General features: G+C 69.6%; 19 protein-coding genes, 1 tRNA gene and 2 pseudogenes. 10 read left to right on the top strand and 12 right to left on the bottom strand.

The features are described 5' to 3' along the window. Positions 1-83: 83 nt before the first annotated feature. Together QOZ89_RS37025 and QOZ89_RS48420 are read right to left on the bottom strand one after the other, a co-directional pair. A complete protein-coding gene (locus QOZ89_RS37025; protein WP_312628577.1) occupies positions 84-797 on the bottom strand; it encodes a Clp protease N-terminal domain-containing protein in 714 nt (237 codons plus the stop codon). A gap of 9 nt (positions 798-806) precedes the next feature. After that, positions 807-875, bottom strand: a complete 69-nt coding sequence (locus tag QOZ89_RS48420) for a hypothetical protein (RefSeq protein WP_491677125.1) — start codon at positions 873-875, stop codon at positions 807-809. Positions 876-1,416: 541 nt separating this feature from the next. Between QOZ89_RS48420 and QOZ89_RS37015 the strand changes: the two genes are divergently transcribed. Then, a tRNA-Lys gene (locus QOZ89_RS37015) sits at positions 1,417-1,489 on the top strand. Positions 1,490-1,527: 38 nt separating this feature from the next. On the opposite strand, the gene QOZ89_RS37010 is transcribed toward QOZ89_RS37015, so the two are convergent. The 4 genes and pseudogenes from QOZ89_RS37010 to QOZ89_RS47835 form a co-directional block, all read right to left on the bottom strand. After that, positions 1,528-1,785, bottom strand: coding sequence for a tyrosine-type recombinase/integrase (locus QOZ89_RS37010; protein WP_312628574.1), 258 nt, complete (start codon positions 1,783-1,785; stop codon positions 1,528-1,530). A gap of 88 nt (positions 1,786-1,873) precedes the next feature. Further along, positions 1,874-2,863 (bottom strand): tyrosine-type recombinase/integrase, encoded by a 990-nt coding sequence (locus QOZ89_RS37005; protein WP_071047985.1) that lies wholly within the window; start codon positions 2,861-2,863, stop codon positions 1,874-1,876. Beyond that, positions 2,860-3,792 (bottom strand): tyrosine-type recombinase/integrase, encoded by a 933-nt coding sequence (locus QOZ89_RS37000; protein WP_071047986.1) that lies wholly within the window; start codon positions 3,790-3,792, stop codon positions 2,860-2,862. Before QOZ89_RS37000 ends, QOZ89_RS37005 begins: the two co-directional genes overlap by 4 nt. Next, positions 3,789-4,666: pseudogene (locus tag QOZ89_RS47835) on the bottom strand (site-specific integrase). The gene QOZ89_RS37000 and the pseudogene QOZ89_RS47835 overlap by 4 nt, the downstream one beginning before the upstream one ends. Between QOZ89_RS47835 and QOZ89_RS36990 the strand changes: the two are divergent. After that, the gene (locus QOZ89_RS36990; RefSeq protein WP_312628566.1) at positions 4,586-4,891 is read left to right on the top strand and encodes a hypothetical protein; all 306 of its coding nucleotides are present in this window, start codon (positions 4,586-4,588) and stop codon (positions 4,889-4,891) included. The pseudogene QOZ89_RS47835 and the gene QOZ89_RS36990 overlap by 81 nt on opposite strands. A 218-nt stretch (positions 4,892-5,109) precedes the next feature. On the opposite strand, the gene QOZ89_RS36985 is transcribed toward QOZ89_RS36990, so the two are convergent. Next, positions 5,110-6,489, bottom strand: a complete 1,380-nt coding sequence (locus tag QOZ89_RS36985) for a site-specific integrase (RefSeq protein ID WP_312628564.1) — start codon at positions 6,487-6,489, stop codon at positions 5,110-5,112. A gap of 788 nt (positions 6,490-7,277) precedes the next feature. Here QOZ89_RS36985 and QOZ89_RS36980 point away from each other — a divergent pair. Together QOZ89_RS36980 and QOZ89_RS36975 are read left to right on the top strand one after the other, a co-directional pair. After that, positions 7,278-7,586, top strand: coding sequence for an SGNH/GDSL hydrolase family protein (locus QOZ89_RS36980; RefSeq protein WP_312628562.1), 309 nt, complete (start codon positions 7,278-7,280; stop codon positions 7,584-7,586). 137 nt (positions 7,587-7,723) lie between these two features. Beyond that, on the top strand, positions 7,724-8,266 hold the full coding sequence (locus QOZ89_RS36975) for a hypothetical protein (RefSeq protein WP_312628560.1): 543 nt from the start codon (positions 7,724-7,726) through the stop codon (positions 8,264-8,266). Positions 8,267-8,394: 128 nt separating this feature from the next. Here QOZ89_RS36975 and QOZ89_RS36970 read toward each other — a convergent pair whose 3' ends face one another. Next, positions 8,395-8,721, bottom strand: coding sequence for a hypothetical protein (locus tag QOZ89_RS36970; protein WP_312628558.1), 327 nt, complete (start codon positions 8,719-8,721; stop codon positions 8,395-8,397). An 838-nt stretch (positions 8,722-9,559) separates the two neighbouring features. On the opposite strand from QOZ89_RS36970, the gene QOZ89_RS36965 reads away from it, so the two are divergent. The 4 genes from QOZ89_RS36965 to QOZ89_RS36950 all read left to right on the top strand — a co-directional run bounded on the left by QOZ89_RS36965 (position 9,560) and on the right by QOZ89_RS36950 (position 14,784). Beyond that, positions 9,560-11,578 (top strand): MMPL family transporter, encoded by a 2,019-nt coding sequence (locus tag QOZ89_RS36965; RefSeq protein WP_312628556.1) that lies wholly within the window; start codon positions 9,560-9,562, stop codon positions 11,576-11,578. Between the two features lie 27 nt (positions 11,579-11,605). Beyond that, entirely contained in the window at positions 11,606-12,778 is a 1,173-nt protein-coding gene (locus QOZ89_RS36960; RefSeq protein WP_312628554.1) for a sensor histidine kinase, read from the top strand. After that, positions 12,733-13,419, top strand: a complete 687-nt coding sequence (locus QOZ89_RS36955; RefSeq protein ID WP_312628552.1) for a response regulator — start codon at positions 12,733-12,735, stop codon at positions 13,417-13,419. Before QOZ89_RS36960 ends, QOZ89_RS36955 begins: the two co-directional genes overlap by 46 nt. A gap of 297 nt (positions 13,420-13,716) precedes the next feature. Continuing rightward, positions 13,717-14,784 (top strand): integrase core domain-containing protein, encoded by a 1,068-nt coding sequence (locus tag QOZ89_RS36950; protein ID WP_312628551.1) that lies wholly within the window; start codon positions 13,717-13,719, stop codon positions 14,782-14,784. Positions 14,785-14,885: 101 nt separating this feature from the next. On the opposite strand, the pseudogene QOZ89_RS47830 reads toward QOZ89_RS36950, so the two are convergent. After that, positions 14,886-14,957 (bottom strand): annotated as a pseudogene (locus QOZ89_RS47830) (hypothetical protein); the annotation flags it as partial. A gap of 309 nt (positions 14,958-15,266) precedes the next feature. On the opposite strand from QOZ89_RS47830, the gene QOZ89_RS36940 reads away from it, so the two are divergent. Next, on the top strand, positions 15,267-15,755 hold the full coding sequence (locus QOZ89_RS36940; RefSeq protein WP_131804224.1) for a hypothetical protein: 489 nt from the start codon (positions 15,267-15,269) through the stop codon (positions 15,753-15,755). Between the two features lie 53 nt (positions 15,756-15,808). Here QOZ89_RS36940 and QOZ89_RS36935 read toward each other — a convergent pair whose 3' ends face one another. Continuing rightward, complete coding sequence (locus QOZ89_RS36935) at positions 15,809-16,216, bottom strand: RidA family protein (protein WP_312628546.1); 408 nt, start codon at positions 16,214-16,216, stop codon at positions 15,809-15,811. Between the two features lie 188 nt (positions 16,217-16,404). Continuing rightward, the gene (locus QOZ89_RS36930; RefSeq protein WP_312628544.1) at positions 16,405-17,760 is read right to left on the bottom strand and encodes a M20/M25/M40 family metallo-hydrolase; all 1,356 of its coding nucleotides are present in this window, start codon (positions 17,758-17,760) and stop codon (positions 16,405-16,407) included. 508 nt (positions 17,761-18,268) lie between these two features. Between QOZ89_RS36930 and QOZ89_RS36925 the strand changes: the two genes are divergently transcribed. Then, entirely contained in the window at positions 18,269-19,201 is a 933-nt protein-coding gene (locus QOZ89_RS36925) for a TauD/TfdA family dioxygenase (protein WP_312628542.1), read from the top strand. 78 nt (positions 19,202-19,279) lie between these two features. Here the strand turns inward: QOZ89_RS36925 and QOZ89_RS36920 are convergent, their stop codons facing one another. Further along, positions 19,280-22,804 (bottom strand): AfsR/SARP family transcriptional regulator, encoded by a 3,525-nt coding sequence (locus QOZ89_RS36920; RefSeq protein ID WP_312628540.1) that lies wholly within the window; start codon positions 22,802-22,804, stop codon positions 19,280-19,282. Positions 22,805-22,998: the final 194 nt, after the last annotated feature.

Here is a 22,998-nt window from a genome sequence, read left to right as displayed (position 1 = left end):
CGTCGGCTGTGCCCTCACCATTCTCCGCGGTGAGACCCCGGTGGCCGAGTCCGCCGCGCGTGAGCCGGCGCCCGGTGGCAAGGTCAGGCGTCGATGAGCACGGCGACGGTGCCGCCCGCCGTGGCCGTACGTCCCGTGGTGCGCTCATATCTCCGGATGAGGTCATGGCCGCGGGTTCGGCGCCCGAGCTGGCGTTCGGCGCGGAACAGGGCGTTGCGGCGCGGCGGAGGGAAGGTGGCTGCCAGGTCGGCGACAAGGGCGTGCCTGTCGATGCCCGCGCTCGCGAGCACCCACGCGGCACCGGGGTCCAGCGCGCCGAGCGCGAGGGCCAGGTGCTCGGGCCGGTGCGCGCGTTCGCGGCGGGCGAGTGCCAGGCGGAGCGACGCCTCGTAGGCTGCCTGCGCGTCGAGGCCCAGCGGCGGGCTCATCCGGGCGCAGCGCCGCCTTGCCGCGGCCGCGCCCAACGGAAGCAGCGGCTCGCGTAGGGGCGGTCGATCCAGCGACCGCACCCCCGTCCCCGCAAGGCGAAGCAGACCGTCGACATCCACGCCGAGCGTGGCCAGGGTGTCCCGATCAACTGCCACTCCAGCCCCGGCGGGCGCGGCCACCAGGACGGCTTCCCGCAGCACGGCCGCCGACGTGCCGTGCCTGACCAGCACGGCGGAAACGGCACCGTCGCCCGTCGCGAGCGCGAGCAGCAGGTGCTCGCTGCCCACGCGGGCATGCCCAAGGCCACGGGCCAGTGCCATGGCCCGGCCCACCGCTCGGCTCAGTTCCGGATGGTCGCCGCTGAACATCGGCCCCCCTCAGCTTTCGTCAGTCCGGTGGTACTTGCGGTGCACGGTCTGTTTCGTGACGCCGAGCCGGACAGCGATCTCTCGCCACGACCAGCCCGCCCGCCGAGCGGCCGCGACCTGCTCGGCTTCCAACTGCTCCACGAGCCGACGGAGACGGGCTACGGCCCGCAGCCCGGTATCGGGGTCCACCGCTCGCACGGCATCACCGAGACCGGCATCGAGCTCAGCGTCAAGATCGGCGGTTGGCATTTCGTCAGCATATGCTGACGAAAAATCGTCGTCAACATATGCTGACGATCGCGCTGTCTGTGTTGATCGCCCCAGGGCTGCGGCCCTATGAGGCCGCGGCGGTGGCCGCCTTCATGGTCGAGCGCGGGTCGGCGCCGGGGGCGGGACGCCGCGAGCCTGACGGACGGTCAGGTGCGGATTGGCCTGGGTTGGCCCGAGGTTGTGGAGGTGGTGATGGGCAGGACTTACCGGCGCAGATCGACGATGGGCCTTGCTCGATGAGAGGGCCCCGGCCCACCCGTCCGTCCTGCGAGCTGGTACAGTCGTCCACGTCGACGCGGAGGCGCGCCTGACGGCAAGGCCAGCAGCAAGAAGTAAGACCGAGGAACATGCGCCGCTAGCTCAATTGGCAGAGCAGCGGACTCTTAATCCGCGGGTTCGGGGTTCAAGTCCCTGGCGGCGCACCCGTTTGCAGGCCTGTGACCTGCGGGAACTGACCGGCCTAGAGCCGGTCTTTTTCGTTAGTGATCGTTGTGGGCGCGATGTGGGCGTGATCTTGCGTGCGGCGTGGGATCGCGTTCGCCACCGTTTCGGCGGCCCGTTGGCCGGTGGATCGCAGCAGGTGGGCGTACAGGGTGCCGGTGATCGTCGTGGACGAGTGGCCGAGCCGTTTGGAGACCAGGGTGATGTCGATGCCCTGGTCGAGCTGGATCGACGCGGAGGAGTGCCGCAGGTCGTGGTTGCGCCGACGTCGGCGCAACCATGATTGTGCCGACCTTCGCGTTGTGCCGACGCAGGCGCGCGTCCCGATGGTCAGGGGGTCGCGGGCCCGCGCCGTGTCGGTGTAATCAGAGGGCCTCGAGGAAAGCGAGCAGCGGGTCGGGCGGCTGGTAACGGCCGGGCGTGGCGGCGGGTGGGTTGGCCTTGTCGATCGCCTGCTGTTTGAGCGCCATGTCGGCGTGCAGGTAGATGTTCGTCGTGGCGAGCTGCTCGTGTCCCAGCCACAACGCGATGACGGTGATGTCGTTGCCGGCTTCGAGCAGTCGCATGGCGGCGGTGTGCCGCAGCGTGTGCATGGTGACGTGCTTCGTGCGCAGCGACGGGCAGGTCGTGGCGGCGGTGGTGACGGCGCGGGCGAGGCGGCGTTCGATCGCGTCACGGCTGAGGTGTCTGCCGGTGGTGGTCGGGAACAGCGGGTCACCGGGGGCACCTGGCCGTTCGGCGAGCCAGGCCTTGAGCACGGCCTTCGTGACGGGGACGAGCGGGGTGCGGCGTTCCTTGCGTCCTTTGCCGATGGTATGGACGTTGGCGCCGGTGGTCAGGGTGATGTCCTGGCGGGTCAGTGCGGCGAGCTCGGAGATCCGCAGCCCTGCCTGCATGGCGAGCGCGAACATGGCGTGGTCGCGCCGGCTGGTCCAGGTGCGCTGGTCGCAGGCGGCCAGTAGGGCGTTCGCTTCATGTTCGGTGAGGTAGGTGACGATGGTCCGCTCGGCCTGTTTTGTCGGGATCGCGAGGACCCGCTGGGCGGTCGCGGCATGCTCGGGCTGGGTCAGGGCGATGTAGCCGAACAGCGAGTGGATCGCGGCGAGCCGGTTGTTGCGAGTCGCCGGGCTGTTGCCGCGGTCGCGTTCAAGGTGGGACAGGAACGCCGAGACCATGGGCGCATCGAGGTCGGTGACGGCCAGTTGGCTGGGCGTCGTGGCGCGGCGGGTGGAGGCGAAGGTCAGCAGGAGGCGGAACGTCTGCCGGTAGTTGGCGATCGTGTTCGGGCTGGCGGCGCGCTGCGCGATGAGCCGTTCGGTGAAGAAGCCCTGGAGGGCCGGTGCGAGCGTGGTCACTGTGCCCCTCCTGCGGTGTGGCGCGGTCGGGTGGCGAGCCGCTGGGCGGCGAGTTCCATCAGTTCCGGCGCTGCCGACAGGTACCAGTAGGTGTCGGACGGGGCGACGTGGCCGAGGTAGGTCGACAGCACGGCAATGTTCGCGTCGACACTCAGCCCGGCCCGGGTCCAGCGGATCAGGGTCTGGAGGGCAAAACCATGTCTGAGGTCATGTATGCGCGGATGTGTTGTTTCATCGCGAATGCCGGCCTCGGTGGTGATCCTTCGGAACGCCCTGCCCACGTCGCTGCGGTCGAGCCTGCCGCCGGTGCTCGACAGGAAGAACGTCTCGGCGCGTGGCCGGGGACAGAGCCGGTCGCGTTCGGCCGCGTAGCGGCGCAGCGCCGCGGTGGCAGTCGGGTGCAGCGGCACGAGCCGCTCGCGGTCGTGCTTGGCCAGACGGATCGTGATCAGCCCGGTGTCCAGGTCGAGGTCGTCACGTCGCAGCGTGACCGCTTCGCCGATGCGCATGCCCGAGACCGCGAGCAGTCCAAGCAGGGTGTGCAGGCTCGCGGCCCGCAGCGGCGGGTGCAGCGCCCGAGCCCGCGCCAGCAGGTCGCGGATCTGGTCGTCGGTGAACAGGTAGGGGGTGGCGCGGTGGCGCCGGGCGGGGAACACGCCGGTCGGCGGGATCTCGGTTGCCGGGTCGAGGGTGTGCAGCCAGATCGCGAACCGGTGGACCACGCCCAGGCGCTGGGCCCAGTGCGCCGGTGACGCCCCGGCGGGCAGCTTCGCCCACTCGATCGCGAGGCGGCTGCCGATGGTCGTCGTGCCCGCCACCTGAAGATAGGAGCAGAAGTCGGTAAGCCACCGTTCCTCGCGCTCGAGCCGGTAGCCGAGGGCCCGGCGCAGCCGTAGGTAGTCCTCGACCTGGCCGGCCAGCGCGGTCACCGGTCCGCCTCCGCCCCGGGCCAGGCAAGCGCCAGAGCACGCAGTTGTCCGACGTCGGCGCGGGCGTAGAGAGCGGTGGTTTGCAGAGATCGGTGGCGCAGCACCTGCGCGGTGGCCACCAAGGGAACACCGGCGAGGACCATCTCGCAGGCCACGGTGTGGCGCAGCCGGTGCGGCCCGATCTCGTCGATCCCCGCGGCCGGCAGGCGCGGCGCACCGTCGAGGCCACGGTGCCCGGCGCGATCGGGGCGTAGGGCGCCCGCGCCGTCAGGAACACCGCCCGGCTGGTGCTCGCTGGCCGGCCGTGCCGCAGGTAGGAGGCGAGTGCCGCGCCGACGTCGGCCGGCAACGGAAGCAGGTCGCACCGGCCGCCCTTGCTCGTCACGGTGATCTGCCCATCCCGCCAGTCGAGGTCGTCGAGTCTCAGGGCGGCCACCTCGCCGGCGCGCAGGCCGAGACGCAGCAAGGTGATCACGATGGCGTGGTCGCGCAGGCCGAGCGGAGCCGACCGGTCGCAGCCCTCCAGCAGCGCCGCAGCCGCGTCCTGGGTGATCCCGCGGGGCAGCAGCGCGCGGCGCCGCCCGGTCATCGCCAGCGCGGCGGCCGACAGATCGACCGGCACCAGCCCCTCGGCGAAGCAGAAACGCAGGAACGACCGCAGGCCGACGAGGTAGAACCGCGTCGCGCTCGCTCCCACCCGGGCGGACTCCGTGAGCACCGCGGCCGTCACCTGCCGCGCGCTGAGCGCCGCGAGGCCGCCCGGGGGCGTGAACGCCTCCAGGAACCGGCGCGCGTGCCCGCCATAACCCTCGATCGTGCCGGCGGCCAGCCCCCGCTCGCTGGCGAGGTATCCCTCGAACGAGGCGACCAGCACATCCGTCGCCGAGGCCGGCCGCGCCGCCGGCCCCGCGGGCGGCGTCACCCCGGTGCGGCGCAGCATCTCCAGCAGGCACATCAGGCCAGGACGGGACCACCCCGCCCTATGCCGCCCGGCGTCCCGCTGGAACGCCAGGAACTGGCCGATGCGCTCCTCGTCGAGGTCGCACGCCTCGAGCGCGCGTTCCTCGAGCCAGCAGCTCAACCGTCCGACCTGCCGTAACTGGTTCACCGCCGTCAGCGGCGTGTAGCCCCGCCCCAGCAACTCGCCCCTGAACTCCTCGGCGTGCGGTACCAGTGACCCCCGCATCAGCACCCGGCTCACCCGACTCCCAGGACCAGCCATCTCCCCTCCCTGAACTCGATGTCAGGACACGGGGAAACTATGATCAAACAACCATCATCGGGGAATCGTTGTGCCGACATAGCACGAGCGAGTCATCACGCTGCCAGCGACATGCTCGACCCCGTCGGCACAACGCGAAGGTCGGCACAATCGTGCAGCCGGCGGCGGGACAGGAGGTCTTCGCCGAGTTCGTCGCCCTTGCGTAGGTCGAGGCCGAGCCTGGTGGACAAGGTGAGCGTCGCGCCCGAGCCGCGGCGGCGGGCGCATCGGGTCACGGTGACCTGGCCGATCGGTTCGCGGTCGCGGTAGACCGTCCACGTCCGCTCGGGGGCCGTGTGGCGGCGCCCGACGTCGACCGTCAGGGACCCTGCCGGTGCGTCCGCGGACACGGTGGCGCATAGGCCGACGTTGCGGGCGATGATCTGCATGTGGTTGCTGACGTACTGCGGGTCCAGGTGTCCGCCCTCTGGCTTGGTGAAGATCAGTCCTGAGAGGGTGACCGGTTTGCCGTGCTGGTCGGGCAGGACGCCGTTGACCCAGGCGTCGCCGATCAGTTGGCGTCCGGCGTCCTGGGCGAGCCGGTGCAGGGCGAGTGAGCCGAGCAGGGTGGCGTCGAGGTCGACCTTTCGCCGGCCGGATCTGGTCTTGGGTGGCCAGACCGCGAACGTGCCGCCGTACTCGACGATCTGTTGGCGGATGACGAGGACGCCGGTCGTCTCGTCCAGGCCGTCCCAGGTGGCTCCGCAGGCTTCACCGCGGCGCAGGCCGGCGAGCGCCATCAGCTCGTACATCGGGCCGAGGCGGTCTTTGGCTGCCTGGTCGAGGAATCGGCCGATGTCGCGTGCTTCCCAGGGTTCGAGGTCGGGCGGTTGGTGTTCGGGCAGTTCGACGCCGGCTGCCGGGTTGAAGTCGAGGCGCCGGTTCTTCACCGCGTCGTTCAGCGCGGCGCGTAGGGTGGCGTGGATCCGCGCGATGGTCGCTGGGCCGGCTGGCCGGGTCTTGCCAGCGCCGTTTGCCTCGATCCGCCGGTAGGCGGCGTCGATGTGGGTCTTGTCGAGTCCGGCGAGGGGAACCGAGCCGAGCAGGGGGCGAAGGTAGATCCGGATGTGAGTCTCGTAGCTTCGCCGTGTGGTGGGACGTAGCCGTCGTTTGCCGGCCAGCCACTGGTCGAGGTAGTCGCCGGTGGTCAGACTACCGAGGTGTTTGCGTCCGGCCCGTACGTTCGACAGCTGCGTTTCTGCGTCTTTTTTGGCTGCGTCGGCGCTCTCGAATCCCGAGCCGCGTAGCTGTGTCTTCCCAACGAGCGGCACAAGTTCGTCTGGTACTCGCAGCCGCCACGACCACTTTCCGTGTGGCTTTCGGCCCTTGAGTTTCGGGCAGCGCTTGCCGAGCTGCTTGCCGGTCTCGGCGTCTCGGCAGCCGCAGCGCCTTTCTGTCTGGATTTCCACGTTGTCGATGTCTACCTTTCTGGGCACGGCCATTGCTCGAAGCGATGGCAGTAGGAGAGCCGCGGTATGAAGGTCGTCCGACGTCTAAAAATCATGGTCGGACCGCTTTGCTATTTGGACCACGCGGGGAATGCATGATTCCTGAGCGATTTATGCTCGTCCTATTATTTGCTGTCAAGCAGCTTCGGGAACCCCGTCGGCTTCGACACGTCAGTTGGTCCGCTGCGATAATCGCTCCGGTCGGGCGGGCCGTGGCGGACACGATCGGGCGCGGTTCTCGACGGCGTGCCGACAGGTCGGCCCGGGTCGTCTCGGCGGTCGGCAGGAGGACCGCGGCGGCAGGGCTTCTGCCTCCCGACGGAGCGGGCGATGTACCGGACGGTGGCGTGTTGCTTAGGCGGCGCAACGTTCTGAAGATGCAGCGCACCGTCCGACGCAGCCTTGTCGCTGAGCAGCGAGCGGGGCCGGACTTGTGATGACGTCGCCGTAGGAAGCACGGCTCCATTGGGCGACAACGTGTCTGAAGGTGATCTGAACGTGATCCGATCAGCCGTCTACCTGCACCTTCAGGGTGACGGCGCTGAGAGTTCAGATCACCTTCAGATCAAACTTCCGCCGGCATGCGCGGGGAGCGGCCGCCATAGATGATCTTCGAGGGGCGTGCGCAAGGGCCTCCCGGCTCGCTGCCGCCGTCACCGCCGGGGTGGAGGCGTTGAAGGCGGCCGCGTATCAGCGGCTCGCGGCCAGGCGGGGTGAGCTTGACCTGGGCCTGGAGCGCCCAACGCCCAGATCATCGTTCTCCGATATCCACACCCATGACGACCGGACAAGTGCTCGGTGCCGACGTTGCCTGTAGCCTCACGACCTATGAGATGTGGCAGTGGTTCGCTCAGATGACCGACCGCCTCAACTCGGTAACCCAGCAGGCTGTGACGGACGCCAACGCCGGCGCCCTCTTCGTCAACCCGGCGAGCACCTTCGCGGGCCCGCCAGCCCACGAGGCATGCGTCCCCGACCATTCGCAGGAATGGATCATGGCCATCACCTTCCTGGGGAAAGGTACAATCCACCCGGATGCCACTGGCCACGGAGCGTTCGCATCGCTCGTCAACTCGGCCCTATGACGATGCGCACGTCCAAGAACCACCCCTCGCGATCACCGGCCAGACCACCTGGAAAAACTGCGTGCCGGACCAGGTTCCATACCGGCCGAGGCGGCAGCCGCCCGAGCTTCGGCGGCGGGTACTACTCGTCCGTTCTGTTGGCTCTGGCGGTCGCCTTCGCGGCCGCCGGCTGCACCGTCGTGCCGGTCGAGAAGCCCAGTGCGATGGAAAGGGCAAAGCTTGCCGACCTTAAAAAGGACCCGATATACACAGAGCCCGTTGTTCCCGGCGCTACGCAGGTTATACGTCTCGAGAGCCTGGGCTCCGGGATCACTCCGGCGCAGGTCACCGTCGTCGTGCAGATCCCGGCCGGTAAAGACCCTTTCGAGGAAATGACCGCCTTGTTGACGCGGCTCACCAGACAGGGCGTCAATATGGTCGACCTCAAATGTGAACCGCCGAGTTATTCTGCTTACGGGACAAAGATTGTCCCGTCGAGTTGGCCCCACACGAAAACGTGGCCTTCCGGTGTCAATGTCTACGCGCAGTTCGGCCCAGAAGCTCACATCGGGAAGATCCGGGCGCCCTTGTTCCAGGTCGTCCTTGATCCCGGCCGTGGTGGCCCGGCGCCGACGCCGGCACCGGTCCTCACCCCATCCATCTCCGGCGACTGCCCACCCGGCCTGCGCCTACCAGGCTGAGCGCCCTCGGTGGCGGTGCAGGGCCCGCGGCGTCAAGCGCGGCCTGCGCCGATACGCGACCGGTGCCGGCGGCGGCTGGCGCCTGCCTGCGCCGCACATGCGGCCACCGGGCCGGCGTCGCTGGTGCTCTAGATCGCCTGTTCTCGGTGGTCGGGGAGTTCGCGGCCATCGAGGACATCGATACAGGTGACCAGCGAGCGGGAAGGATCGAACCCCAGCAGGAAGGTCACCTCGTCTCCCTGCCCGACGTCGATGACCGTCGGAGTGGGCGACCCCAGCGGAGCGGTGAGTACGTAGCCGTCGCGGACCCCGTGAAAGGGCAGGCCCGCGATCGAGTCGGCGACCGGATCATCGGGAGACACCGCCCGTAGCAGAGCGACGATGTCCCCGATAAGATCGGGGCAGACATCCACCAGGCGCGGCGGGTTCTCCGCCTGGGCCGTACGCGACTCCATATCGCAATCGCAAAGCATGTCACGCCCACGGGCTCAGCGGATTGGTGATCGCGGAGCGTCGCACACGCCACGCACGGCCAGGACCCGACGTCCCGCCACGCAGCCACCTGCGCGCGGCGCCGGCGCGCTGTGCCGACGGCCGCCACCCTTGGCTTTGCAAGTGAGAACGAGATCTGGATCTGCCCGCTGGCAGCTGATAGACGCCGCTCACTCATGGTCATCGCGTCCCATATCGGTCTACCACGTTCCGTAACAGCCGTCATCGGGCACCCAATGGCTGCCAGCGAGCAGTCTCGGATGGCCGCCGGCCGGTCGGCGGCACTTCCCGAACCTGAAGGTTCGTATCCACAATCCGCCCGACTTGTAACGGGCGGTTAGGGGTTCGAGTCCCCTCGTCGGCTCAATCGACATCCCGCTGACCTGCGGGTTTGCGATTCTGATCTAGTCTTTTCGTATCGATGATCGTCGATGTGTGCTCATTGTGTGCTCATTCCGCACAACCGTGTCATGAGGCATGATCGTTTTTGGTGAGGCGGGCCCAGATTTCTTCACTCTCTGTCACGTCGGGACGTAACCGTCCGTCACGGCGGGTCGTGACGGATTGTAGTTAGTGCTGGTTGAGTGAGGTAGCGCTGCGACGCCCCTCTCTATTCTGATCGCCGCCCTAGCCGTCTGCCCCAGCCGCCGCCGTACTCCGCGCGGAGTACGGCGAAGTGTCTGCCGTGGCCAGACGCGTCAGCCGCGCCGGCTTGGCAGCGTGATCGCCATGGCTTCTGAACTACGGGCGCCCGACCATTCCGGTGCCGATACCAGACCGAAGAGATCACGGACCAAGACCGTGCTGCCGTGGCTCATGCTGGCTGTGTGGATCGGGCTGGTGGTGGGCGGCTACTCACTCGCCGGCAAGCTCGACTCGGTGACCCGCGATGGCCAGGCCGACTACCTGCCGGCCAGCGCCCAGTCGACGAAGGCGCTCCAGGCCGAGGCCGAGCTGCCCGGCGGTGAGAACGGCCTGCTCGTGGTCGTGTACGAACGACCCGACGGCCTCCAACCGGGCGATCGGGAGGCGGTCGTACGCGGCCAGAGCGAGCTGGCGGAGCGATTCGGCAACGACACCGACGCGCCGCCCCAGATCGTCGACTCCGACGACGGCACGGCCCTGATGTACACGCTGCCGCTCGACCGCGAGGCGATCGGCGAGAAGGCTGGCGCGACCGCGGATGCGCGTGACCTTCTCGCCGACCGGCCGGACGGTCTGAACGCATATGTCGCCGGTCCGACCGCGCTAGGGTCCGACATGGACGAGGTCTTCGATGCCGTCGACTCGACGTTGTTGCTCGCTACTGCCATAGTGGTGGCGGTCCTGCTGATCCTGACGTACCGCAGTCCGCTGCTGTGGCTGGTCCCGCTCACGGCGGTCGGGGTCGCGGCGATCATGTCGATGGGTGTTGTTTACGCGCTCACCCAGGTCTTTGACTTCACCGTGACGAGCATGAGTTCGGCGCTGCTGATCGTCCTGGTCTTCGGCGCGGGCACTGACTACGCCTTGCTTCTCGTGTCTCGCTACCGCGAGGAGCTGCATCACTACGAGCGGCCGATCGACGCGATGCTGGCGGCGCTGCGTGGGGCCGGCCCGGCAATCCTCGCTTCGGCAGCGACGGTGGTAGCCGGCCTGTTGTGCCTGTTGGCCGCGGATCTCAACAGCACCAGCGGTCTCGGCCCGGTGGGTGCGGCGGGCATCGGGTCCGCGCTACTCGTCATGCTGACGCTTTTCCCGGCCCTGCTGGTGGTGCTCGGGCGCCGGGTCTTTTGGCCGTTCGTGCCGCGAGTCGGGGTTGAGGCACACGCATCTGGTTCTCGGTGGGCTCGGCTTGGCGAGCTGGTTGCGCGCCGCCGCGTCGTCAGCTGGGCGGTGCCGCTGATGATCCTGGGCGGTCTCGCGCTGGGCACAGTGGGTGCCAGCGGCTCGCTTCCGCAGCTGGACCAGTTCGCCCGTTCGACACCGGAGTCGGTGACCGGGGCGAAGCTGATCGAGGCCCGGTACCCCGACCAGAGCGGTCAGCCGCTCACCGTGATGAGTCGGCCGGACCAGAGCCGCGAGGTCCTGGCCGCCGTCGAAAGTACGCCGGGGGTTGCCGAAGCCAAGATCGGCCGGGCCAGCGACGACTGGGTGGAGATCTCCGTGATCCCGGTCGACTCGCCAGAAAGCGCGGGTGAGACGGCAACGATCAAGCGGCTGCGGGAGCACGTGCACCAGGTCGCCGGTGAGGCCGTGCTGGTCGGCGGGCCGAGTGCCGAAAGGCTTGACGAGGCCGAGACCAACAAAAGCGACCGCAATCTGGTGATGCCGCTGATCCTGCTGGTGGTGCTCGCCATCCTCGGGCTACTGCTGCGGGCGATCGTGGCTCCGCTGGTATTGGTCGCCACCGTCGTGGTGTCGTTCTTCGGAGCCCTCGGACTGTGCAACCTGTTGTTTGACCAGGTGCTCGGTTTCGCCGGGTTGGAGCCGTCGGTGCCCCTGATCGGGTTCCTTTTCCTGGTCGCACTCGGTGTCGACTACAACATCTTCTTGATGACCCGGGTACGTGAGGAAGCCGCCCGGCACGGCACTGTCGATGGCACGAAGCGTGGCCTCGCGGTGACCGGCGGCGTTATCACCTCGGCCGGCGTCGTGCTGGCGGCGACGTTCGCGGTGCTCGCCACGCTGCCGCTCGTCATGCTCGTCGAGATTGGGATACTGGTCGCTGTCGGCGTGCTCATCGACACCTTGCTGGTGCGGACCATCGTGGTTCCTGCACTGACAATGTCGCTGGGTTCGCGGATCTGGTGGCCCAGCAAGCTCTGGCGCGCGGCATAGGACTGTGTCGATGACCCTGTGTGAACGATGATGGCGCTCCGTCCGCCAGTCGCCGATCGGCTGGCGGCGGCGGCGTCGTTCGTGCTCGGCGTCGTCGTCGCGATCACGCTCGAGGCGGTCGATTTCGACGGCGAGCGAAGCGTAGATCTGTGGGCGATCGCGCTCCTGGGCGCGATGTCGGCGCCGTTACTGGCCCGCCGGCGCTGGCCGATCCTCGTCGTCCTCGCGGTCCTCGCCGTGTCGATGCCGTACCACATCCTCGACTATCCCCATGAGGCCACGATGCCGGCCTCACTTGTGGCGGCGTTCACGGCGGCGCGCTGCAGCGAGCCACCGCGGCGGGCCGCCGCCGCCCTGCTGGCGGTGGCCGCGGTGACCGTGCCGGTCCTCGCCGACGAGGCGTCGGGGGCACCTGACGATGCTCTCCTCGGCGTCGGCTGGCTGTTCATGGCCTTCTTTGCCGGGCTGGCGGTCCGCTTCCATGAAAACTGGAAGGCCGCCGTCACCGCGCGGCTCGAGCAGGAGCGTGCCGACGAGGTCGAGCGGCGGGTCGCCGAGGAGCGGGTCCTGATCGCTGCCGAGCTGCACGACGTCCTAGCGCACGGCCTCGCGGTCGCGAACGTCCAGGCGTCCGTCGCTGCGCACCTGATCGACCAGCTGCCGAGGCGCGGGGATGCGTCGCTGCGGGAGCTGTCCAGCACGCTGCATAACCTGTCGGACACGAGCCGGGCCACGCTCCATGAGCTGCGTGCCGTTCTGGACGTGCTGCATGGTGGCGAGGCCGAGCCAACCGAGCCAGCGCCCCACCTCGGCGAGCTGCAGCGTCTGGTGGAGATGGCCGAGGCGGCTGATGTCCGAGTCGACGTGGAGGCTGACGGGCTCCCGGACGAGTTACCGTCGACGGTGTCCGTCGTGGCCTATCGGATCATCCAGGAGTCGCTCACCAATGTCATTCGACACTCGACGGCCAAGCACGCGACCGTCCGGCTCGACCAGAACGGCCACCGGCTGCGGATCGCGGTCGTCGATCACGGGCCCGCGCGACCGAGCTCAACCGTGACACCCGGCTTCGGAATCGCCGGGATGACAGGGCGAGCACAGGCCGTCGGTGGCGAATTGTCCGCCGGCCCGGGCGAGTCCGGAGGATTCGAGGTATGGGCCAGCCTGCCGCTCCCGGAGATCTGGCGGGTGCCATCGTGATCCGGGTCCTGCTCGCCGACGACCAGACTCTGGTGCGCGGCGCGTTCGCACTGCTGGTCAACTCCGCTGATGACATGGAGGTTGTCGGGGAGGCCGGCACGGGCGACGAGGCGGTGACGCTGACCCGGGACCTGCGCCCCGACGTCATCTTGATGGACATCAGGATGCCAAGCACCGACGGCATCGAGGCGACTCGGCAGATCTTCGCTGACGACGGAGCGAGCGGCAGCAAGGTGCTGATCCTGACCACGTTCGAGACAGACACCAACGTACTGCGCGGCCTTCGCGCGGGGGCGTGCGGATTCCTGCCCAAAGACACCCGTCCGGACGCGCTGCTGGACGCCATCCGCACCATCGCGGCGGGGGAGGCGCTGCTGTCGCCCGGCGCGACCAGTGCGGTCATCACCCGTGCGCTGAGTCACCCGGACGCGCCTGCGCCCGAGCGGCTGGCTAGCCTGACGGCGCGCGAACGCGAGGTGCTTCGGCTGGTCGCCGCGGGCCGAAGCAACCAGGAGATCGCGGACGAGCTGGTCGTCAGCCCGCTGACCGCCAAGACTCACGTGGGCCGCATCCTCGCGAAGATGGGCGCTCGCGACCGGGTCCATCTCGTGATCGCCGCCTACGAAGCCGGGCTCCCCTAGGCGCTTCGCCGAGCATTGACCCGCCTGGGCGAGTCCGGAGATTCCACCCCGCGCCAACGGCCAGACAGAGACGTCAGTCATTCTGGGTATGCAGCGGGCCCTCGGTTCGCCTGCGCCGGAGCCATCCCGAATGACGAACCTCTAACGCCGATTCTCGCGCAGCTGTTGGGCACCCCCATCGATCAGGCGTACTCGAAGCGGAGTTCGCGGTCGCCCCACCTGTTGGGTGCCAGAAGTCGGCCTGGGCTCGCGAGCTGGGACGATGCGACAGCCCGGCCGTCGGCATGATGGTCAACTATGGCCGTACGCCTGCTCTACCTGACCTTCGCCCAGATGTGCAGCTGGCTGGTACTGCTGGGCCGTTCGTCGGCGTCCAAGGACATCGAGTTGCTCGTCCTTCGACACGAGGTCGCAGTGCTGCGCCGTACCCGGCCGCGGCCGAGATGGGACTGGGCAGACCGGGCCGTGCTCGCCGCGCTGATCCGGCTCCTGCCGCGAAGGCTGCGCCTGCACCGGTTGATCACCCCTGGCACCGTTCTACGGTGGCATCGACGCCTGGTCACCAGGAAGTGGACCTACGCGCACCGGACCGGACGACCGCCGGTCGACCCGGAGATCGCCGCGCTGATCGAACGGCTCGCGACCGAGAACAGGACGTGGGGATACAAGAGGATCCAGGGCGAGCTGCTCAAGCTCGGCCACCGGGTCAGCGCGTCCACGATCCGCCGCGTCCTGAAGTCCCTCGGGCTCCCCCCAGCACCTCAACGTCAGACCGACGCGACGTGGCGGCAGTTCCTGCGCACCCAGGCATCGACAATGCTGGCCGTTGACTTCTTCCACGTGGACTGCGCCGTGACGCTGCGCCGTCTGTACTGCTTCTTCGTCATGGAGGTCGGCGCCCGCTACGTCCACTTCGTCGGCGTCACCGCCCACCCAGACGGAGCCTGGACCACCCAGCAGATCCGCAATGTCCTCATGGATCTCGGGGATCGGGCGGCGGAGTTCCGGTTCCTGGTCCGCGACCGCGCCGGGCAGTTCACCGCCTCGTTCGACGCAGTCCTCGCCGACGCGGGCATCACCGCGGTCAAGATCCCGCCTCAAGCTCCCCGAGCAAATGCCTACGCGGAACGGTTTGTCCGCACCATCCGGGCCGAGGTCACCGACCGCCTGCTGATCTTCAGCGAACGGCACCTGCGGGCCGTCCTGGCCGAATACATGCGGCACTACAACGGACGACGGCCCCACCGCAGCCGCGATCTCCGGCCACCACGACCCGACCACCCCATCGCCGACCTGACCACCGAACGGATCAAGCGCCGGCCCGTCCTGGGCGGCCTGATCGGCGAGTACGAACGAGTCGCATAAAACCCCAGCTCAACGCAGGTGGCCGAGTTCTGGAACCCCACAAGTCCCACCCGCTCGGTGCACGCCGCCGCCCAGGTCAGCGTCAACAGCGGGTCGTAGAGGTACGGCGACGGGTAGCTCAGCGCCGCCGGATGGACGGTGTGGTCACTCACCCAGACATCGGCGAAGCCCAGCTCTTCTGCGTGCCGCGCCGCACGGGCGATCGCCGTGGGCCCCGCGACGCTGCCGTACTGGGGAAGGTGGATGCCGACTCGCATGAGCGTATCCAACCAGCAACCGTGCCGCCGATCGCGGCGCACGTGCCGGCCACTGATCAGAACGGCGAACAGCTCACCAAGCGCCCCTCGACCGGCTGCGCGCTGCTGTCCGTCGCCGGGCGCTGGTGTGATCAGGGCCGCTGCGGATGAGGAGGGGTCCCCAAGCGACACCGGAAAACGGTGCCACACTGGCGCCATTCAGGAATCAGTCGTGGAGGAGGCCATATGACTGCTCGATTGCGTTTACGGCGTGCCGAAGTCTCGATGCTCCTGGTCCTGGTCGGTATCGCGACTACCGCTTTGATGACCATCGCGCCAGGAGAGGCGCGGGCGGACTTCATCTACAGCCGCTACTGCCAAGGTAAGGCCGTTATCCGCTGCGTCGAGGTCCACCAGCGGGTCGCCGCGGACGGCAGCCGCAAGGTGCGCTTCAAGGCGGACATCACCGACAATGCCAAGGACGACGCCAACTACTGGGTCGCCTTCAGTAAGATCACCGTTCCTGCGGCGAGTGGCGGCACCAGAACCTTCACTGACTACGACGGCTGGGCGAGCGCGCTGGATATCTACTTCACCCCTGAGACCACCTGCCCGGACACCGTCCGAACGATCAAGATCAACTATACGGCCTACTTCACCTGGAAGAACGCGGCCGGCCATGTCACTGCAAGCTCATTCAAACAGACCGTGGGTGTCTGCGGGCCGTTTGCCTGACCTCCGTCGTCTCCTCCGCTGCCGGTTCGGGGTCGTGGTCCGCCTGTGCCCGCTCACGCCGCGGCGACGACCGCGATCTCGAGCAGCCAGGACGGCTGGGCCAGCGCCGGGACGGTCACCAGCGTGCTGGCGACCCGGCGGCCGCCGAGGAATGCGTCGCGTGCCGCCATGGCCTGCGCCAGCCCGGGCGTCATCGCGGTGACGACCAGGTAGGTGGTGATGCCGACGACGTCCTCGGCCGTCATGTCGGCCTCGGTCAGTATCGCGGCGATGTTGTCCCACACCAGGCTCGCCTGGGCCGGCACCCCGTCCGGTACCGAACCGTCCGGTGCCACCGGCACGACTCCGGAGGTGTGCAGCCACCGGCTGGCGTTCTCGACGAGGACCGCGTGCGCATAGCGGGCCGCCGGAGGCGCCATGCTGTCAGGGCTGATCGTTCGGCGGGTGACGGCGTCGGACATGCGCAGACCGTACCGCCCGCCGCGACGCTGCTCGTCAGCAAGCGGTCCGAGTCATTCCGGCGCTGCCGGTCCTGGTTCGCCTGGGCCACAGCGCCCCGTTCCGAGAGATTCCTCCCGGACTCTGAGGCACGGACCGGCAGGACTCGGTCCGCACATGCGCTCTCTGGTGCCGCGGGCAGGACGGCGGCTCAGCCCAGGAAGTCGCTGACCACGTCGATCCAGAATCTGGTGCTCAGCGCCAGGGATTCCAGGTCGATGCGTTCGTCGTCGCCGTGGAAGCGGCGCGCGTAGTCGCTCGGGTCGAGCGTGGGGCTGAACAGCCCCGCGCCGTACGCGACCGCACCCAGGTCGCGGTAGATCCGGGCATCGGTCAGCCCCACCGCGAGCTCCGGGCCGATCCGCGAAGCAGGGAAGCGCTGGTTGACCGCGCGTTGGAGGCTGTCCCACAGGGGCGTCGCGGTGGGGCTCGCGTTCGCCGGCTGGTGCAGAAAAATGTCGACGTCCACGTCGTCGAGCAGGTCGCCGAGGGCGGCCACCAGATGGGCGCGGACCTCGTCGGCGTCCTCGCCGGGCAGGCTGCGGACGTCGACGTCGAGGTCGACCGTTCCCGGTATCACGTTCGTCTTCATGGGCCCGGACACGACGTTGCAGGAGAACGTCGTGTGCGTGCAGGCATGCAGGTACGCGGCCAGGTTCTTGTTCGGCATGGTGCCCAGGCAGTCGTCCAGGCGGGCCGGGTCGAGCAGCGCGGCGCGAAGGTCGTCCGGAACGTCAAGGGTGGCCACCTTCAGGCGCCACAGGTCGTCCAGGCGGGGGGCCGGCCGGTAGTCGGTGAGACGTTGGATGATCTGCGCGGCGCGGGCGAGCGCGTTGTCGGCCCGCCAGGGCCGCGCCCCGTGGCCGGCCGTTCCGCGGACTCGCAGCCGGTGCCAGGCGACCCCCTTCTCGGCGACCTTGACGCCGACGTGCGCGCCGTTGTGCAGGCCGCCGTTCTCGGTCAGGACGTAGTCGGCGCGGATCGCGTCCGGCTCGTTCTTCGCCAGCCAGCGGATGCCGTGCTCGCCGCCGGACTCCTCGTCGGCGGCGGCGAAGAAGACCAGGTCGCCGGCGAACCGAGGCCCGTGGAGCGCCAGCTGCCGGAAGGCGACCGCCATAGAGGCGGTCAGGTTCAGCATGTCGACGGCGCCGCGTCCCCATATCTCGTCGCCCACCCGTTCTCCGGCGAAGGGGTCCCTGGTCCAGCCGGCCGGGTCGACGGGGACGACGTCGATGTGCCCCATCAGGCACAGGGCGGGCGCGGATGGATCCGTTCCCTCGATGCGCGCGACCAGCGACTCGCGACCCGGGGCGGGCTCGAAACGGGCGACGTCAAAGCCGGTGTCGCCCAGATAGGCGGCGAGTGTCTGTGCGTTCCGGAACTCGTGCCCGGAGGCCTTCGTACCGTCGTTGACGCATTCATTCCGGATCATCTGCTGGAGTAGGTCCGCCGTATCCCCGGTCAGGCCGGCCGGCGCGCCGTTCACCCGGCTGTCTTCCAAGGTCACGAATCCACTCCCTCGCGTGCGCAGGCCCAGCGCGCGGCGCCCGGCCGGCGGAGGACCTCCGGACCTCGACGGTGGGATGGCGGTGTCTCTGCGGCCAGGCCCGCGGGCGACGTATCCGTGGCTAGGACCTCCCAGGTCGCGGCCGCAGAGCAGGTTCTCGACTTCGAGAGTCGCATGATGACGGCGCACATGCGCGCGTTCCGGTGGCCGCCCGACGGCGGGTGAACACCCAGTGTGATCGCCAGTGGGCGTCGGGATCAGTCCGGTCGAGGTCCACGGATCCGACACAGCGGAAACGGTCGCGTTGTTCTGGGTCAACGGCCGACCAGCCGCGCACCCCTCGCGGTCCACCGGGGACGAGAAGCGGGGGGCGAAAAAGGGGGCTCCGCGCGGCCAAGCCGGATTCGGGCAGTGAGCAGGGGCGGAAGCCCTGCGTGCCCTTGTCAACACCCGCAGGCCGGCGCGGTACAACGAAGGCCTCACTCCACCGAGGCCGAGGCGGCAGACGATGGTCGAGCGCCGGTGTTCCTGCGACGGCAGGGTGCCACCGTCCGCGTGGCGCACCCAGGACATCTGCCGACGGTGCTGGCGGTTCCCCTGGCCCGGCCCGGGTGGCCGGATCGACAAGGACGTGTGGCGCTGGCTCGACGGCCCGGGGATCGCGCTGCTCACCGGTCTGCCCGTGGACGACGGCGACCTGGCCGGTGCCACCCGGCTGGCGCTGGCGGTCGCGGGGGAGTTCGGCACCGTCCAGCCGCAGGACTGGGACGGGAACCGGAACTACCTCGTCCGTGACGAGGGCCAGGTGATCGGCATGGAGATTGGCATGATCGCCTCCAGGGTGGCCAGCAGCTCGAAGAGCAGAGAACGGCTCGACCTGCACAACGACGCCGCGCCGCGCTGGGTCTCGTCGAAGCCCATCGACTATCTGCTGATGCTCGCCGTTTCGCCGGCCGAGTCCGGCGGGGAGACCATTCTCGTCAGCGCCCGGGCCGTCTGGGAGGAGATTCTTCAGGCCGATCCGGCGGCGGCCCGCGTTCTTCAAGGCGACTTCCCGTTCAACCGGTCGAGCGACAGCCTGCCTGCCGACAAGCCCGATCACACCGTCGGACCGGTCTTCCAGGTCGACGGCGACTGGTTCACGGTCCGCTGCAACCGCTTTCGCATCGAGACCGCGGCGCGAGACCTGGACCAGCCGCTGACTGCGGCGCAGCTGCACGCGCTCGACCTCATGGACGCGACCCTGGCCCGGGAGGACCTTCAGCTCAGGCTCACGCTCCGGCCCGGCGATTGCCTGCTGCTCGACGACCGGACCGTGGTGCACGCCCGCACCGCGTTCCGCGACCCGCCCGCGGCGCGACCGGGCCGGTGCCTGATCCGCGTCTGGTCGCGGCGTCGCGAACCGGGCCATGACGCCGCCGAGGCCACGCCGGTCGGCTGACGCCGCCGGCCGGCCGTGCCCGGCCGCCAGCTCACCGCACTGGCCAGCTCACCGCGGCGGTCTAGGACACCGCGCCGGTCAGGACACCAGGTCGGGTGGCTGGCTGACGTTCCACGTCTCCTCGAACTGCTGCTCGATGAACTGGGCGAGGTCAGAGTCGAGACCGATCTCGTACTGGCGGCCGCCGCTCGCGGACTGCCCTGGCGTGAGCCAGGCCGCCAGCATCGTCTCGTCCGAACGGTAGAAAGCGATCTTGGGCGGTCGGTCATAGAGCCGCACCACCAACCGCCGCCGGGACGGCGCCGGCAGCGAGTCCGTGAACGCCCCGAGCGCCTTCAGGTTCGCGCGAACCAGCGCGCCGACGTCGTACCGTCCTCCCAGGTCGCTGGTGCGGTCGTCGGCATGCCGTGAGTCGGGATCGAGCAGCAGGATCTCGGCGTGCGCACCGTTTTCGAGTGCGGCCCGCAGCGCGTCGAGGAAGCCCGCCTGGTGCGGAAGGTCGAGCATCTGGCTCCAGGTGGCCATGATCCGTATCAGGTAGGCGCTGGCCGCGACGGCCTCGCTGAAACCGTCGTGGTCGAACGCCGCGTGCACCCGGCGGCCCATGGCACCGCGCCGGGGGCCGGGGCCGTCACCGGCGAGCCAGCGCCGCAGCTCGTCGCGGACCGCCTGGTCCCGGTCGCGCAGCAGAGCGAGCGCCTGCCGCCAGGAGGCACGCGCGGCCTCGGTGTCACCCTCCCAGGCCAGCAGGCGACCGCGTTGCGCCAGGCAGCGCGCCTGTCCGACGTTGTCCCGCCGGGCCTGGTAGATGGCGATGCACTTGTCGTAGGTAGTGAACGCCTCCTGGTCGTTGCCGGCCCGCCCGTGCGACTCGGCCAACAGCAACAGGGCGCGCGCCTGGTCGAGCGGATGCCGTTCTGTCTCGAAGTAGCGCTCGACCTCGGTGAGGATCTGCCGGGCGTCCTCTATTCGTCCGGCGTGCAGAAAGGCCTCGCCCAGCGCCATGCTGGTCTGCCGGTCCGCCAGAACGTTCCCCTCCTTCGCGAACGCGGCGACCGCGGCCTGGAACCGGGTGAGCGCCTCGGCCACCCGGCCGGCCTGCAAATGCCCACGGCCCGCGGTGTCCAGCGCCCGGGCCACCCCGAACTGCTGCTGATGCTCCAGGTAGAGGAGCCGGCTGCGTTCGGCGCGTTCGATGACCTTCTCCGGCATCCCCTCGTCGAGGTGGAGCTCGGCGAGATTGCGCTGCACCGAGGCCTCGCCGAGGGGGTGCCGCAACGCCCGGAACTGCTCCAGACTCCCCTTCAGCGACTGCCTCGCCGCGCGGTGGTTGCCGCGCAGCCGGTCCAGCCGGCCGAGCAGCCGGACGGCGTTGGCCTCCGCCGGTCCCGACTCGCGTCGGCGCGCCGCGGCCAGAGCCGATTCCTGCGTCCGTCGCCAGTCGCTCCAACCACCCGTCGCCTCGAAGAAGTCGACGAGCGCGAAGGCGAGTAGCCAGGTCAGCTCGTCGTAACCCGCCGCCCCTGCCTGGTCGACAAGCATCACCAGGTCGGCCCGGCGCCGAGCGAACCAGGTGTTCGGCTCGACGACCACCCTTGCGACGGCCAGCGGATCCGGCGCCCAAGGCGGCTCGCCGACCCGCTGCACGAACCGCGTGTTGCCCGGGTGCAACAGGGTGGCGGCTCGTTCCGCCGCGGCCAGCGTCGTCTCCAGCAGCCGGCTGAGCGCAGCCCGTCGATCTCTGTCGCGGGCGTCGCGGCCCGCGACGTCGCGCACGTCCAGAGGCTCGCGGGCGTAGAGGCGGAGAAGGTCGTGAAACCGGAACCGGGACTCGGTGCCCGCGTTGTCCGTCACCTGATCGATGAGATGCGCCGCCACGAGCTCGTCGAGGACTTTCTCGGTGGTGGCCCAGTCGAAGCCCGTGAGCGCCATCGCGTCGAGCTGCCCGACCTCCTCACAGCCGGGGATGGACAGCAGCTGGAAGGCGCGGCGGGCCTCCGCCGAGAGCTCACGGTAGCTGAGCGCGAAGCTGCGCGGCACCTCCAGGTCGCCGGTTCGCAGCACCGTCAGCGGAGCGTTCGTCAGCTCCTGGCGCATCCGGCTGAGGGCCAGGTCCGGTCGGCGCGTCAGCCACGCGGCCGCATTGCGGATGGCGATGGGCAGGTGGCCGCAGAGCCGCACGATCTCCCGGGCCTCGTCGGCCTCGGCGTAGGCACGGGCACGGCCGGCGATCTCGGCCAGCAGGGCGAGCGAGTCGTCGGCGTCGAGGGAGTCGAGCCGGATCTCGTCGGCGTCCAGGCCGGTGAGCGCGCGGGCGCTGGTCACCACGACCGCGCAGGTCGCCGAGCCAGGCAGCAGCGGCCGGACCTGGTCCTCGTTGACGGCGTTGTCGAGCAGGACGAGCATCCGCCGGCCGTCCAGCGCGGAGCGGTAGAGCGCCTCGCGGCTGGCCAGGTCGTCCGGGATGCGGTCGCGCGGTGTGCCCAGTGCCATGAGGAAGCCGCCCAGGACATACGACGGGTCCGCCGCCTCCCCGAGCGGCGACGACGGCGACGGTGGGCGAAGGTTCGCGAACAGCGCGCCGTGCGAAAACTGGCCACCGTCGACGCGGGCGCGGTGGGCGACGTACAGCGCGAGCGCGGTCTTGCCGACGCCGGGCCGGCCGGTGATCGTCGCGACGACCGGGCCCGAGTCCGGCCGGGCGGCGGCCTCCAGCAGCCGCAGCAGCCGCTCGCTCTCGGCGCGCCGGCCGGTGAAGTGCCGCGGCCCGGCTGGCAGCTGCGCCGGGACCGGCACGGAGATGCCCTGCTCGCCCGTCGGCGCGGTGACCCGCGGGGGCGTCCAGCGCAGGCGGTCCGCGTCGTTGAGGATCGCGTGCTCCAGCTCGCGGAGATCCTCGGAGATCAGGCCGCGCCGGTCGAGCCGGGCCAGGCCGTCGCGGCAGACCCGCAGCGCCTCGTCGCGCCGGCCGTCGCGGTAGAGCGCCAGCGACAGCCCCGACCGCAGGCTCTCGTCGTCCGGGAACTCGGCCAGGACGGCCGGAAGATCCGTCAGCAGCGGGCCCGGCCGGCCGGAGACGAGGTAGGCCTCGGCCCGCTTCTTGACTGTGGTGAGCCGCAGCTCGTTCAGGCGCCGCTGGTACCGGACGACGAACGGCCGCGCGTCGAGCCCTGCCAGTGGCGTGCCGCGCCACAGCCCGAGGGCCCGGTCGGCGCGCTCCGCGGCGGCCAGCGGGTCGGTCTTCACCAGGCGCTGTGCCTGCTCCATCAGGCGCACACACACGAGCTCGTCGAGCTCGTCTGGCCCGACGGTGAGCACGTAGGCGTTGTGCACCCGCTCGACGGGCCGGACATCGTCGCCGGACGCCGCGCGCAGCAGCTTCCGCAGCCGGTGCACCTGCTCGCGCAGGCCACGGACGACGTCGGTCGCGCGGGTATCCCAGTCGTCACCCCATAGCGCCGAGACGAGCTCCTCGTCGCTCAGCGGTCGGTTCGCCTCCGACAGCAGCGCCGTGAGCAGCAGCCGGCGCAGGCCGCTCTCCACCCGGGTCACCTGACCGGTGCCGGACACGACCTCCAACGGGCCGAGAACTCGAAAGTGCATGAGGACCTACCGTGCGCAGGGCGAATCTTCAGTGTGCGGGCGGACCCGGCGCCGGCCGACCGGAATCGGCAACTTGCCGGGCCTCTCCCCATCGCGTTGCCCACCATCGGTCAACGCGGAATCAACGCCGTCGTTTGTCGGTCGAGTGCTCGACCGAGCCGCGCCGGCCGGCCCGGCCGCCCGCGCCGGCCTGT

It is taken from the genome of Pseudofrankia coriaricola (genome assembly GCF_032027725.1).
In the GTDB taxonomy this organism is placed as follows: Bacteria; Actinomycetota; Actinomycetes; order Frankiales; family Frankiaceae; genus Pseudofrankia.
The sequence above is the reverse complement of the archived record's forward strand: the minus strand, read 5'-3'. Positions and strand labels throughout refer to the sequence as shown.

Coding starts and splice junctions, on each gene's coding strand:
- QOZ89_RS37025 (WP_312628577.1), bottom strand. CDS start 797: ATGTTCAGCGGCGACCATCCGGAACTGAGCCGAGCGGTGGGCCGGGCC.
- QOZ89_RS36980 (WP_312628562.1), top strand. CDS start 7,278: ATGACGACCGGACAAGTGCTCGGTGCCGACGTTGCCTGTAGCCTCACG.
- QOZ89_RS36970 (WP_312628558.1), bottom strand. CDS start 8,721: ATGGAGTCGCGTACGGCCCAGGCGGAGAACCCGCCGCGCCTGGTGGAT.
- QOZ89_RS36960 (WP_312628554.1), top strand. CDS start 11,606: ATGATGGCGCTCCGTCCGCCAGTCGCCGATCGGCTGGCGGCGGCGGCG.
- QOZ89_RS36955 (WP_312628552.1), top strand. CDS start 12,733: ATGGGCCAGCCTGCCGCTCCCGGAGATCTGGCGGGTGCCATCGTGATC.
- QOZ89_RS36950 (WP_312628551.1), top strand. CDS start 13,717: ATGGCCGTACGCCTGCTCTACCTGACCTTCGCCCAGATGTGCAGCTGG.
- QOZ89_RS36940 (WP_131804224.1), top strand. CDS start 15,267: ATGACTGCTCGATTGCGTTTACGGCGTGCCGAAGTCTCGATGCTCCTG.
- QOZ89_RS36935 (WP_312628546.1), bottom strand. CDS start 16,216: ATGTCCGACGCCGTCACCCGCCGAACGATCAGCCCTGACAGCATGGCG.
- QOZ89_RS36925 (WP_312628542.1), top strand. CDS start 18,269: ATGGTCGAGCGCCGGTGTTCCTGCGACGGCAGGGTGCCACCGTCCGCG.
- QOZ89_RS36920 (WP_312628540.1), bottom strand. CDS start 22,804: ATGCACTTTCGAGTTCTCGGCCCGTTGGAGGTCGTGTCCGGCACCGGT.